Here is a 12,803-nt window from a genome sequence, read left to right as displayed (position 1 = left end):
GAGCGTCCTTTCTGGAGGTTCACTTCGTGGCTCCGGCCGTGATGCCGTTGTAGATGAACCGTTGGAGCAGCAGGAAGATAACGACGGTCGGCAGGATGACGATCATCGTGCAGGCGGCGATGGTCTCCCACTGCGCGCCGTATGGCCCCTTGAACCGGAACAGCGCCGTCGAGATGACCGCGAGGTTGGGCGACCGCAGATACAGGAACGGCAGGTAGAACTCGTTGTAGACCGCGATGCCCTTGATGATCACGACAGTCGCGATCGCCGGCCGCATCAACGGCAGGATGATCCGGCGGTAGATGGTGAACCGCGACGCGCCGTCGATCAGGGCCGCCTGGTCGAGGCTGCGCGGGATCGACTGCATGAACTGGATGAAGATGTAGATCGCCACGATGTCGGTGCCGGTGAACAGCACGATCGTCGACCACAGCGAGTTGACCAGGCCCATCGACTTGACGATCTGGTAGGTCGCCACCTGGGTGGTCACCCCGGGCACCAGCGCGGCCACCAGGAACAGGCCGAGAACCAACCGCTTGAAGGGAAAGGAGAGCCGGCTGATCGCGTACGCCGCGAGCGTGCCGACCACGACGGTCCCGGTCAGCGAGACGACCAGGATGATCGTGGTGTTCCAGAACCCGCGGAGCATGTGCCCGTCGGTCCACGCGGTAGCGAAGTTGCTGACGTTGAGCCAGTTCGAGGGCGGCGTGAGCGGCCCGCTGGTGCTGTATTCGGCGTGCGTCTTGAACGCCGCGAACAGCACCACCACGAGCGGGACGAGCACGACCGCCGAGGCGAGCACGAGCGAGGCATACTTCGCGATGCCGGCTGCCCGCTTCACGAGAGGGTCACCTCCTCGTCGGGCACGAGCCGGCGCTGGATCCAGGTCACGATGAGCACGACGGCCAGCAGCACGACGGCCATCGCCGAGGCGAGCCCGAACTGCCGGAACTGGAAGGCCGTCTCGTAGGCCTGGATGACGAACGTGCGGGTGTCGTTGGCGCCGCCGGTCATGATGAACGGGATCTCGAAGACGCTCAGGCTGCCGGAGATCGCCAGGATGAACGACAGGCTGATGATGCGCCGGATGCCCGGCGCGATGATGTAACGGAACTGGTGCCACCGGCTCGCGCCGTCGAGCTCGGCGGCCTCGTAGATCTCGCCCGGTATCGACTGGATCGCGCCCAGGAACAGCACGAAGCTGAGGCCGGTGAACCGCCAGACCGAGGTGCCGGCCAGCGAGATGTTGGCGATGTCGGGGTCGCCCAGCCAGTAGCGGGTGTGCTCGCCCAGGCCGACCGCGCCCAGCACGGTGTCGAGCGTGCCGCCGGGCTGGAAGAGGTAGAGGAAGACGAACCCGACGGCCACCCCGTTCAACAGGTAGGGGAAGAAGAGGATGCCCTTGAACAGGTTGCGGAACCGGACGTTGAACGAGAGCACGACCGCGAAGTAGAGGGCCAGCGCGATCTGCACGAACGAGGCCGCGAAGTAGTAGAGGCTGATCAGGAAGACCCGCCAGTAGCGCTCGTCGGTGAAGACCCGGACGTAGTTGTCCCAGCCGACCGGGTCCATGGTGGTGCTCAGCCCGTCCCACTTGTGGAAGCTGTACCAGACCATGTTCCCGACCGGCACGTAGGTGAAGGTGATCAGCAGGACCAACGCCGGTGCCAGGTAGAGCCAGGGACCGAACCGGCGGCGGAGCGTCGTCATTTCATGATTCCGGCCTGGACCTTGCCCCACCGCCGGTTGAGCTCGGCGAAGTAGGAGTCCTTGTCACCCTTGGCGGCGCCGCGGGCGATGTCGACCAGCTTCTGCCGGTAGATGTTGCCGGTCAGGTCCACTTCGGACTCTTTGATGATCTCGTCTTCTTTGCCGGCGTTGGCGGTCGCCGCGGGAATCTCGACGAGGTCGACGCCGGTGTCCTGGAAGGCTTTCAGCGTCTCGGGCAGCGAGCTGCTGGCGAGCGTCGGGACGGCCTGCTGGTCGGTCGCGAAGCCGGACTCGGTGACGAACCAGTCGAGCCAGGCCCGCGCGGTCGCCTTGTTCTTGGACGACAGGCTGACCGCGCCCTTGTAGTCGCCCTCGATCCGGGAGTGGAACTTCCCGCCGACCTGGTAGGGGAACGGCCAGAAGGCGATGTCGTCGGGGTTGGCGTTGGCCGCCTTCGCCGCGTCCTTCATTTGCGGCACGGCCCACGAGCCGAGCAGCATGGTGGCCACCTTGCCGGTCGCGATCATCGGCTTGGAGCCTTCCCAGTTGGTCGTCAGCGGGTCCTTCTCGCTGAGCTTGGCCGCGACGAGGTCGTACAGCAGACCGTCCGTGATGTATTGGATCTTGCCCGCCTGCCACGGTGTCGGATCGGTCGGGAACGTCTCGTTGATGGTGGGATCACCGAGGATCGCCCGCTGGCTGTTCCAGATGCTCAGCGGCCAACCGTCTTTGTAGTTGGTGTAGTAGGGCACGGCGTCGGTGCGCGCGGCGACGGCTTTGAGCCCGGCCAGGAACTCCTCGGGCGTCTTCGGCGGCGCGGTGATGCCGGCCTGCTGCCAGATCCGCTTGTTGACCACCACGCCCGAGGCGACACCACCGAGCGAAAGCCCATAGACCTTTCCGTCGTACGCCTTCTCGTCGGTGAACCGGTATTTGGTCTTGAGGTCGGCCAGGTCGCCCAGCGGCTCGAAGAACGACGGCAACTGTTCGACCGGCACGGTGTTGGGGATCAGCAGCACGTCGCCGTAGTCGCCGGAACTGAGCTGGGTGGTGACGTCACCCTCGTAGTTGGTGACGGCCTCGAAGGTCACCTTCGTGCCGGGATATTTGGCTTCGAACGTCTTGGCGTACGCGGGGAGCGCGCTGTTGGCCAGGTCGGTCCGGTTGGTGAGGACCGTGATCGGGCCGGTGATCTCGGCGCTGGAGTCGGTCTCGTCGTCGCCCGCGCCGCCGGTGCAGCCGGCCACGAGTGCCAGTCCGGCGGCCGCGCCGAACCCGAGGAACTGCCTTCTATTGATCATCACGCATCCGTCCTTCTGATCGATCGATGCGGATGAGCATGGGGCGGGTGTTACGCCCGTGTCAAGCATTGATTATTAATTTAAGTAATCCCAAGGCTTGGAAAGCCGCTGCTGACCAGCACGTTCGCTCAGGTGCTCTCGCGGGCCACGATGTGGGCGTGCGGCGCCTCGTAGACCGTGACGGGTGCGCCGGCCATCGCGCCCAGGATCGCGCCGGCCGCCAACTCGCCGATCCGGCCGACGTCGTGGCTCATCGCCGACAGCGCCGGGACGGCCAACTGGCACTGCGCCGAGTCGTCCCAGGCGACCACGGCGACGTCGCCGGGGACGCGGAGCCCGCGGTCGCGGAGCGCCACCAGACCGGCGATCGCCATCACGTCGTTGTCGTAAACGATCGCCGTTGGCCGGCCCGCCAGCAGGTGTTCGGTGGCGGCGTAGCCGGCCTCGTGCGAATAGTCGCCGTCGGCCCGCAGGACGGTCAGCCCCTCGGCGGCCGCGTCGAAGCCGGCCCGCCGCAGCTGCGTGTGCGCCAACGTCGGTGGACCGTTGACGTGGCCGATCACCCGGTGTCCGAGGCCAGCCAGGAACCCCACGACCTCGTGGGCGAACCCGGCGTCGTCGGTCCACACCGTTGACAGGTCTGGCGCCGTGGACGGGTCGCCGATCACCACGGCCGGCAGCGCCAGCCGGCCGACCAGGTCGACCCGGTCGTCGCCCGGCACGAGGTCGACCAGGATCACGCCATCGACCCGCTGCCGCGCGGCCCATTGCTCGTAGGTCGCGCTCTCCGCGGCCCGGTCGGTGACCACCTTGATCAGCACCGAGACGCCGGCGGGAGTGAGCACGCGCTCAAGACCCTCGATGAACTCGTGGTAGTAGGGCTCCTCGCCGAGCACCCGGGAGGCACGCGCCAGTACGAGGCCGACCCGCCGCGGCTGCGTCACCGATCGACCCCCCTGTCGTCCGCCTATCGGCAGGTACGGTAGCGCCTGAGCCCGAGCATCGGCACGAGACCGGAGACGAACACACCCATGGCCCGCCGTGAAGCGCCCGCTGCCGGACCCGGCAGCCGCGCGCTCATCGTCGACGTCATCCGGTCCGCGGGCACGATCAGCCGGGCGGAACTCGCCGAACTGACCGGCCTGACCCAGCCGTCGATCTCGAACATCGTTCGCGACCTCATCACCGACGGCATCATCCACGAGACCGGCTCGGCCGGCTCACCGCGGGGAAAGCCGCGGAAACTGATCGCGATAAGCCCCGCCAACCGTTTCGGTGTCGGTTTCCACCTGGGCGTCGACACGATCACCTGCGTGGCGATCGACCTGACCGGCGGAATGGTCGGCCGGGAGGTGGTGCCGCGTTCCGCGGGCGCCCTGCCGGAGTTGCTGGCCACCCGGTTCGACGATTTCACCAACGGCCTCGACCTGCCCGTCGACCGCATCGAAGGGTTGGCGGTCGTCGCTCCGGCGCCCTATCCGGGTGAGCCCGCGCCGCCCGAGTTCCGCGCCGAACTGGCCGCGAAAATAGGCCTGCCGGTCATCGTGGAAAACGACGCGGCCGCTGCCGCACTCGGCGAGTTCTGGAGCCGCCGGGTCTCCCGCGAGCAGGTGTTCGGCAGCATTTATGTGTCGACCGGCATCGGCGCCGGATTCGTTTTCGGTGGCGCCCTTTTTCGCGGTGCCAGTTTCGACGCGGGCGAACTCGGCCATCTCTCCATCGACTACGAGGGCCGCGCCTGCCCGTGCGGCAACCAGGGCTGCATCGAGCGATATGCGTCGATGGCAGCCGTTGTCGAGACGGCCCGGGAGATCCCTACGCTGCGCGACCGCCTGGGCCCCACCATCTCCGGGGCCCACGACGCGGTCGCCCGGGCGGCGGTCAACGGCGACCGGGTCGCGTTCGAGGTGCTCGACCGCGCGGCCGGGCACCTCGCCGTCGCGGTCACCTCGGTCGTCAACCTGCTCGACCTCGGCCGGCTCGTGCTGACCGGGCCGGGAGTCGCGGTGGCCGGCTCGATCTACACCCGGCGGGTGCGGGCACACCTGGAGCGGACCGCCCACTCGCGACACCGGCACCCGGTGACGGTGGAGTTGTCGGCCCAGCCCCGCGACGCGGCCGGCATCGGCGCCGCGGCCCTCGTCGTGCAGGCGTCGATCGCACCGGGCCACACACCGGGCCCGGCCGCTCAGGCCCTCTTTCATGGCTGAGGCCGGGCTGCGGCGGGTCCAGGCGCCGCCTGACCGCACGGCGCCTTCACCCGGATACAACACCGGTATCCGGGCAAAGCCGCCGCACGCCCAGACGACACCTGGACTCCGCCTCGCCTCGACCCCAGCCATGAAAGAGGGCCTAGGAGTTGACCTCAAGCCGGGTTGAGGTCGCAGGATAGACAATCATGACTGATCAGGTGCTCCTCGACGCCCTCGACCGGTTACGTGGCACCGGCCCCGAGTTCGACGGTTTTCTCGCGAATCACGGGCCGATGGCCGCCGAAGCGCTGACCCATCTGGGCGGCTCCGCCGCCGTTCCTGGTTGGGTCGACGGCTATCGCGCCCGGCTCGATGCCGCTCCGGAGGTTCGTCGCGGCATCACCGATGACGACTGGCGCGAGCGTCTCGGCGACGCGGCGCTGTTCGGCGACTGGACCGCCTACCTGCGCCGCCAGGCACAGGAGCTGTCCTGGCGCGACCTGCTGTTGCGGTGGTGGCCGAGGTTGCTGCCCGGCCTGGCCGCGAGCGCGACCCACGGCGTGATCCGCACGGCGCACGCGGTGCGGTCACTGCGCGCTGCCGGTGCCGAGCCGCATCCACTGCTGGTCGACGAGCTCGCCCAGGGGCTGGGTTTCTGGGCGGCGCGCTACCAGACCCTGCCCGGCGACCCGAGTCTCGTGGGCGGATCCGATTCGGTCACCGCCCTGCGCCGGCTGCCTCGGCTCGACCCGGCGATAGCGTCCGAGGGCCTGGGCATCGGCGGTCGGTTGGTGTCGCTGTGCCGGCTCGACGGCCTCGCCGAGGGTCTCGACGAGTGGCACGCGCCGCAGACGCCGGATGACGCGCTCGACGAGCTCATCGGCGCCGCTGCCCGCGTGCTGGTCGCCCGGGAGGACGCGCCGATCGCGTTCTGCCACGCGGTGACCGCACCCGCGGCCGTCCGCCTCGTGCTGCCCGAGTTGCCGGCCGAGCTGCGGCGGGCGAGCGTCGCGGCGAGCTGGCAAGTGGTCGGCGGGATCGTCGCCGCGTTCGCCTCGCCGCGCCTTCCGGCGGAGGCCGCCGCCGCCGACGCTGACCCCGGTGCGCTGCTGGAGACGCTCGACGCCCGCGCGATCGAGCACGGCGACGAACACGTGATCAAGCTGACCGAGGCCGCGGGGCGCGAGTACGCGCGTACCCGGGACGTGACTCTGCTGGTTGGCGCGGAGCGCTTCCGGGGTCGGGTGTCCGCGCGCTGAACATGCCAGTGGCCGGCGTCGCGCGACGCCGGCCACCGGATGCTCTCGAGATCAGCGCTTGAATGCGTCCTTGATCTTCTCGCCGGCCTGCTTCACGTCTGCCGACGCCTTGTCGCCGCGGCCCTCGTTCTCGAGGTCCTTGTCGTCAGTGGCCTTGCCGACGTGCTCTTTGACCTCGCCGCCGGCCTCTTGGGCCTTGTTCTTGGCTTTGTCGTCGAGTCCCATGCGATTCCTCATCTCTGCGCACCACGGTCCTCGGGATGGAATCCCTCTGGGGGTGTGGTGACCTCTATCGAGTGCCCAACCGTCGACAGATGAAACGGGATGTGTCACCCGTCTCCTTTGGCGGTTCGTCGTCTCCGGTCGACGGTGCGAGGATTGCGGCATGGATGTGCGCGCCCGGAGCAACGTGGTGTTCACGGGCCGCGCCGACGGTCCGGTGATCATGTTGGCGCACGGGTTCGGCTGTGATCAGAACATGTGGCGGCTGGTGACTCCCGACCTGGGCCGCGAGTCCCGGATCCTCCTTTTCGACCATGTTGGGGCGGGAAGGTCCGATCTGTCCGCGTGGAACGCCGAGCGATATTCGACCCTCGACGGCTACGCCGACGACGTGTTGGAGATCTGCCGCGAGTTCGCGCTGCGCGACGTGGTGTTCGTCGGACACTCGGTCAGCGCGATGATCGGGGTGCTGGCCGCCAACCGCGAGCCGGACCGGTTCGCCGCGCTGGTGCTGCTGACCCCGTCACCCTGCTACATCGACCAGGGCGACTATCGGGGCGGCTTCAGCCGCGCCGACATCGACGAGCTGCTGGAGTCGCTCGACAGCAACTACCTCGGCTGGTCCGCGGCGATGGCACCAGTGATCATGGGAAACCCCGATCGGCCCGAGCTCGGTGCGGAGCTGACCGACAGCTTCTGCCGCACCGACCCCACCGTCGCCCGGGCCTTCGCCCACACGACGTTCCTGTCCGACAACCGCGACGACCTGGCGAAGGTCACCGTGCCGACGCTGGTGCTCCAGTGCGCCAACGACGCGATCGCCCCGCCGGAGGTGGGCGAGTTCGTGCACGCACAGATCCCGGGCAGCCAACTGGTCACGCTCGACGCCACCGGCCACTGCCCGCAGCTCAGCGCGCCGGGGGCGACCACCGCGGCCATCGCGTCCTTCGCAGCCGCGCTTCGATGAACGACGCGGTCGAACACGATCTCGACGAGCTCTACGACCACGCGCCGTGCGGAAATCTGTCCACATTGCTCGATGGGACGATCGCCAAAGTCAACAGCACGTTGCTCGGCTGGCTGGGCTACAGCCGCGACGAACTCGTGGGCCGGCGCCGCTTCAGCGACCTGCTCACCGTCGGCGGCAAGATCTACCACGAGACGCATTTCGCGCCGTTGCTCCAGATGCAGGGCGAGGTCAACGGCATCGCGCTCGACCTGAAGGCCGCCGACGGCACCCGGCTGCCCGTGCTGGTCACCTCGACGGTCAAGACCGGCAGCGATGGTCAGCCGTTGCTGATCCGCACCACCGTCTTCGACGCCCGGGCACGACGCGCGTACGAGCAGGAGTTGCTCCGGGCGCGGCAGGTCGCCGAGCGGGAACGGGAGCGGCTGCGGCTGCTGGTCGCCGGCCTGCAACGCAGCCTGCTGCCGGCGTCGTTGCCGACCCCGCCCGGCATGCAGGCCGCCGCCCACTACCACATGGCATCGCCCGACGAGGTCGGCGGAGACTTCTACGACCTGTTCCCGCTCGACGGCGGCCGGTGGGGGTTCTTCCTCGGTGACGTCCGCGGCAAGGGCATCGACGCGGCGGCGGTGACCGCGGCCGCCCGCTACACCCTGCGAGCGGCGGCCGTCTACGACGCGACGCCCACGGCCGTGCTGGCCAACCTCAACGCGGTGCTGTTCCAGGACTACGGCAGCGAAGGACACCGTCATTGCACGGTCACCTTCGGCGTGCTGACACCCACTCCGTCGGGCTATGCCGTCACCATCGCCGGCGGTGGCCACCCGGCGCCGTTGCTGGCCCGGGCCGACGGCACCGTCGACTATCAGCCGACCCTCGGCGGCACCCTGATCGGCATCCTGGCCACCCCGCGCCTGGTCGCCCGCAGCTTCGCGTTGGCCGCCGGCGACACGCTGATCCTCTACAGCGACGGGCTGACCGAGGCCCGCACCGACCCGGCCGGCGGCCGCTACGGAAGCGAGGCCCTGCGGTCGTTCGTCGCGAACGTCGCACCGACCACCGCCGACGCCGTCGTCGCGGAACTCACCGGCCTCGTCGGCCGGCTCGCCGGCGACCTCGACGACGACGTCGCGATGATGGCCCTGGGGGTAACCGCTCCAGGGTCGTGAGACCGGCACGCCACCTGCCGCTCCGGGGTTATGTTGTGCCAGGAGGCCGCGGGAGGGAGATCCTCGATGGCAGTCCCGATGAGCGTTGAGGCGGGCGCGCCGGTCGCCGTGATCGGCGCGGGAATCATGGGTTCGGCGATGGCCCGCAACCTGGTGGCCGCAGGCTTCACCACCCGGGTCTGGGACCGGTCGGCCTCGGCGACGGCACCGCTCGCTGATGCGGGTGTGGTGGTCGAGGCGACGGCACGCGAGGCGGTCGCGGACGCGGCGGTGGTGATCACGATGCTGTCCACCGCCGACGTGCTCGACGCCGTGATGTTCGACAGCGGCACGGTCGACGCGTTCGCCGACGGCGCGGTGTGGGCGCAGATGGGCACGATCGGCGTCCCGGCGACGCTGCGGACGCGAGACCGGCTCGCGGCCACGCGGCCTGCGGTCAGGTTCGTCGACGCACCTGTCTCCGGCAGCAAGGGCCCCGCCGAGCAGGGTCAACTCCTCATCCTCGCATCGGGACCGCACGCCGCGGCGAAACCGCTGCGCCCGATCTTCGACGTGTTGGGCCGCCGGACGGTATGGCTCGGCGAGGCCGGCCGCGGCAGCCAGATGAAGGTGGTCGTCAACGCCTACATGTCGATCCTGATCGAGGGTGTCGCCGAGACGATGGCCCTGGCCGACCGCTTCGACATCGGCCACGAGGAGTTGGCGGACGCCATCGAAGGCGGCCCACTCGACGCGCCGATCGCCGACGCGAAGCTGCACAAGATGGACAGAGGCGACTTCGCGCCCGAGTTCCCGCTCGAATGGGCCCTCAAGGACATCGACCTGGCCATCGACTCGGCGGGCGACGACGTGCCGCCCCTGCTGGCCGCGCTGTCCCGGCAATGGCACACCGCCGTCGCGGCCGGCCACGGCCGCGAAGACATCAGCGCCGCCCTGTTGGCGCTGCGCTAGACAGACCAGTTGAGGCCGTCGAGGTTGATGACGATGGCTTCCTGGGTCGTGCGGGCGATCACCACCACGGCCTCCGTGTCGGGGTCGGGGTTCTCCTCCCGGTGCGGCACGAAGGGCGGCACGAAGATGTAGTCGCCGGGTGCGGTCTGGACGCGGGTCTCGATCGGCTCGTCGCCTTCCACATCGAGAAAGACGAACAACGGCGTCCCGGAGAGTACGAAGATGGCGGTCTCCGACGAGCCGTGGTGGTGGTTGCCCGAGTTGGTGCTGGCCGGCACGTGGGTCTGGCCCATCCACAGGTGCTCGGCGCCAACCGTTTTTGCCGCTGATCGCCTCGCGCCGGCGCATGCCGGTGGTCTGTGAGGTCTGGTCGATCAGGCCGGCCGGTGCGATGCGGTGCAGGCGCCGGTGGAACGGGTCGGTGCCAGCGGGCACGAGCACCCCGCTGGGCGTGCGGAGCGGGTCTTCTGCGGACATCAGGCGGCTCCCAACAGCGGGGTGGGTGTGGTGGCGAGCAGGCGGGTCAGCGACGCGGCCGTCGCGTCGGCGAGGCCGGCCGGCAGGCCGCGCCGCGGTGACAGGGACAGCGGCAATGGGTGCGCGGCTGGCAGGTCTTCGCGGGCGACGAGCCCTTCGGGGCACTGGCCCAGCGTAGCCATCAGGCCGATGCCCAGCCCGGCCCGCACGGCCGCCTGGACGCCGGCGAGGTGTGCGGCCTCGGCGCCGACCTCGGCGGCGACGCCGGAGGCGGCGAGGGTCTCCAACGCCCGGGTACGCAGCGCGCACGGCGCGTCGAAGGCCGCGATCGGGATCGGTTGACCGCGGCCCGGCCGCTGCCAGCCCGGTGCCGCATACCAGGTCAGCTCCAGTTCGCCGACCGTGCGGGCGTCGGGCTCGTCGGGTGGGCCGATCAGCAGGGCCAGGTCGACCCGGCCGTCGCCGAGTTGCGAGCGGAGTTGCGCGCCGCGGTCGATGCGGAAGCGGATCCGGTAGTCGGTGATGGTCGCGGTGAGCGCGGTCGCCAACTCGGGGAGGAGTTGGGCGGCGGCGTGTTCGGTCGAGCCGATCACCAGGGTCTGGTCGGGCTCGACCGAGAGCGCGCGCAGGGTCTCGTCGTGCACGTGCAGGATCCGCCGGGCGTGGCCGAGCAGCGTCTCGCCGTCGGGGGTGAAGCGGGAGCCCCGGCCGTGCCGTTCGACCAGGCTGCGGCCGAGGGTCTCCTCCAAGCGACGGACGTGTTGGCTGACCGCGCCCTGGGTGAGGTGCAGCGATGTCGCGGCACGCTGGAAGCTGCCGCAGTCGGCGACCGCCACGAAGCTGCGCAACGGAACGATGTCCAGATTCCCGCTCATGCCTACCAGGTTACTAGGAATTCGATTAGCAGCGGTAATGGATCCACATCACGATCCTTCGTTGGACACCGCTCACGGGGCCACCACATACTCAGAAGCATGAGCCCGCGACCCGCAGTGATGCTGATCAGTCGCCGCTGGCTTGACTACGGTCGAAGCGCCGCGGCGCTCTGTTGCTGACCCGGCACCCGCGCCACTAACCGACGGGCCGGCACCGCCGCCCGCCTGTCAGCCAACCAACCCGCCACCCACGGTGTAGCCGCGCGTCCCCACGAACGCGCGGTGCCGCCGCGTACCCGCGCGCCCCGCCGTCGTCAATCGAAGGGCCACGTACACCATGACTCGCAGGACTCTCAAGCTCGGCGCCGTTCTCCTCGGAGTCGGCGGGCCGGGCCAGCACAGCACCTGGCTCGACCCCGAGATCCCGGGCGACGCCAGCGTCGACATCCGCTGGTATATCGCCCGGGCCCAGGAGGCCGAGGCCGCCAAGTTCGACCACGTCTTCATCGTCGACAGCCAGTTCATCACCCCGGACTCGCCGAACCACTACCTCAACCGGCTCGAACCGCTGACGCTACTGTCGGCGGTGGCCGTGCACACCACCAACATCGGCCTGGTGGGCACGCTCACCACCTCCTACAACGATCCCTTCAACGTGGCCCGCCGGCTGGCCTCGCTCGACGTGATCAGCGGCGGCCGGGCCGGCTGGAACGTCGTGGCGACCGGCGACGGCGGCACGGCCGGCAACTACGGGCGTCAAGAGCACTACGACTACGCCACGCGGTACGGCCGGGCGCTGGAGCACGTACGCGTCGTGCAGGGTCTCTGGGACTCCTACGAGGACGACGCCTTCCCGCGCGACAAGGAACGCGGCGTCTTCTTCGACCGGACCCGGCAGCACCCGCTCAACCACGTCGGCGAGCACTTCTCCGTCGTCGGCCCGCTCAACCTCCAGCGGTCGCCACAGGGCCAGCCGGTCATCTTCCAGGCCGGCGACTCCGACGAGGGACGTGATCTGGGCGCCGGCATCGCCGAGGCGATCTTCACGCACGCTCAAACCATCGAGCAGGGCCAGGCCTTCGCCAAAGACATCCGGGCCCGGGCCGCGGCCAAGGGGCGCGATCCCGACAACGTCCTGATCGTTCCCGGCATCAGCCTGGTGCTCGCCGACACCGACGAGGAAGCCCGGGTGAAGGAACAGCGGATCCTCGGCGGGAAGAACTTCGACCGCGCGCTCAAGGAACTCGGTCGCCCGTTCGGCTGGCACGACTTCTCGCAATACGACCTCGACGCGCCCTTCCCGGAACTCGGCGACCTCGGTGACCGCAGCTTCCGTACCCAGGCTGATCGCATCAAGAAGTTGGCCCGCGACAACGGATTCACGCTGCGCCAGGTCGTGCAGCACACCTTGGACTCGCGCCGGTCGCCGTTCGTGGGCTCGCCGCGCACCGTGGCCGACGAGATCCAGCGCTGGTGGGAGGCCGGCGCGTTCGACGGCGTCAACGTCACGGTCAACGCGCCGAGCGAGTTCGCCCGGTTCACCGAGGGCGTCCTGCCGATCCTGCGCGAGCGCGGCGTCGTCCGCAGCGAGTACGAGGCCACCACCCTCCGCGGCAACCTGGGCCTCCCGATTCCCGAGAACGTGCACACCGCCGCCCGTCTCGTTCCCGTTCCGTGATT

13 protein-coding genes are annotated in these 12,803 nt (G+C 69.4%); 6 read left to right on the top strand and 7 right to left on the bottom strand.

The window, feature by feature from the left end; genetic code table 11:
* Window positions 1-19: 19 nt before the first annotated feature.
* The 4 genes from DFJ67_RS02975 to DFJ67_RS02960 all read right to left on the bottom strand — a co-directional run bounded on the left by DFJ67_RS02975 (window position 20) and on the right by DFJ67_RS02960 (window position 3,955).
* The gene (locus tag DFJ67_RS02975; RefSeq protein ID WP_239096954.1) at window positions 20-841 is read right to left on the bottom strand and encodes a carbohydrate ABC transporter permease; all 822 of its coding nucleotides are present in this window, start codon (window positions 839-841) and stop codon (window positions 20-22) included.
* A complete protein-coding gene (locus DFJ67_RS02970; RefSeq protein ID WP_116066447.1) occupies window positions 838-1,710 on the bottom strand; it encodes a carbohydrate ABC transporter permease in 873 nt (290 codons plus the stop codon). The genes DFJ67_RS02975 and DFJ67_RS02970 overlap by 4 nt, the downstream gene beginning before the upstream one ends.
* Window positions 1,707-3,011, bottom strand: coding sequence for an ABC transporter substrate-binding protein (locus tag DFJ67_RS02965; protein ID WP_116066446.1), 1,305 nt, complete (start codon window positions 3,009-3,011; stop codon window positions 1,707-1,709). The genes DFJ67_RS02970 and DFJ67_RS02965 overlap by 4 nt, the downstream gene beginning before the upstream one ends.
* A gap of 128 nt (window positions 3,012-3,139) precedes the next feature.
* Window positions 3,140-3,955, bottom strand: coding sequence for a LacI family DNA-binding transcriptional regulator (locus DFJ67_RS02960; protein ID WP_116066445.1), 816 nt, complete (start codon window positions 3,953-3,955; stop codon window positions 3,140-3,142).
* Window positions 3,956-4,042: 87 nt separating this feature from the next.
* Between DFJ67_RS02960 and DFJ67_RS02955 the strand changes: the two genes are divergently transcribed.
* Together DFJ67_RS02955 and DFJ67_RS02950 are read left to right on the top strand one after the other, a co-directional pair.
* Window positions 4,043-5,221 (top strand): ROK family transcriptional regulator, encoded by a 1,179-nt coding sequence (locus DFJ67_RS02955; protein WP_116066444.1) that lies wholly within the window; start codon window positions 4,043-4,045, stop codon window positions 5,219-5,221.
* A 188-nt stretch (window positions 5,222-5,409) separates the two neighbouring features.
* Complete coding sequence (locus DFJ67_RS02950) at window positions 5,410-6,462, top strand: questin oxidase family protein (RefSeq protein WP_116066443.1); 1,053 nt, start codon at window positions 5,410-5,412, stop codon at window positions 6,460-6,462.
* A gap of 51 nt (window positions 6,463-6,513) precedes the next feature.
* On the opposite strand, the gene DFJ67_RS02945 is transcribed toward DFJ67_RS02950, so the two are convergent.
* Complete coding sequence (locus DFJ67_RS02945) at window positions 6,514-6,687, bottom strand: CsbD family protein (protein WP_090798239.1); 174 nt, start codon at window positions 6,685-6,687, stop codon at window positions 6,514-6,516.
* Between the two features lie 160 nt (window positions 6,688-6,847).
* Between DFJ67_RS02945 and DFJ67_RS02940 the strand changes: the two genes are divergently transcribed.
* From DFJ67_RS02940 to DFJ67_RS02930, 3 genes are all read left to right on the top strand, one after another.
* Window positions 6,848-7,651, top strand: coding sequence for an alpha/beta fold hydrolase (locus DFJ67_RS02940; RefSeq protein WP_116066442.1), 804 nt, complete (start codon window positions 6,848-6,850; stop codon window positions 7,649-7,651).
* Window positions 7,648-8,820 (top strand): SpoIIE family protein phosphatase, encoded by a 1,173-nt coding sequence (locus DFJ67_RS02935; protein WP_116066441.1) that lies wholly within the window; start codon window positions 7,648-7,650, stop codon window positions 8,818-8,820. The genes DFJ67_RS02940 and DFJ67_RS02935 overlap by 4 nt, the downstream gene beginning before the upstream one ends.
* 66 nt (window positions 8,821-8,886) lie before the next feature.
* Window positions 8,887-9,771 (top strand): NAD(P)-dependent oxidoreductase, encoded by an 885-nt coding sequence (locus tag DFJ67_RS02930; RefSeq protein ID WP_170215731.1) that lies wholly within the window; start codon window positions 8,887-8,889, stop codon window positions 9,769-9,771.
* Here DFJ67_RS02930 and DFJ67_RS43170 read toward each other — a convergent pair.
* Entirely contained in the window at window positions 9,768-10,064 is a 297-nt protein-coding gene (locus DFJ67_RS43170; RefSeq protein ID WP_211333951.1) for a cupin domain-containing protein, read from the bottom strand. The two genes, DFJ67_RS02930 and DFJ67_RS43170, sit on opposite strands and share 4 nt — an antisense overlap.
* Before the next feature lie 183 nt (window positions 10,065-10,247).
* Window positions 10,248-11,123 (bottom strand): LysR family transcriptional regulator, encoded by an 876-nt coding sequence (locus DFJ67_RS02920; protein WP_116066439.1) that lies wholly within the window; start codon window positions 11,121-11,123, stop codon window positions 10,248-10,250.
* A 337-nt stretch (window positions 11,124-11,460) separates the two neighbouring features.
* On the opposite strand from DFJ67_RS02920, the gene DFJ67_RS02915 reads away from it, so the two are divergent.
* On the top strand, window positions 11,461-12,801 hold the full coding sequence (locus tag DFJ67_RS02915) for an NtaA/DmoA family FMN-dependent monooxygenase (RefSeq protein ID WP_116066438.1): 1,341 nt from the start codon (window positions 11,461-11,463) through the stop codon (window positions 12,799-12,801).
* Window positions 12,802-12,803 lie beyond the last annotated feature (2 nt).

This window comes from Asanoa ferruginea, assembly GCF_003387075.1.
GTDB lineage: Bacteria > Actinomycetota > Actinomycetes > Mycobacteriales > Micromonosporaceae > Asanoa > Asanoa ferruginea.
Note: the sequence above shows the minus strand (reverse complement) of the source record. Positions and strands in the feature narration are given on the sequence as shown.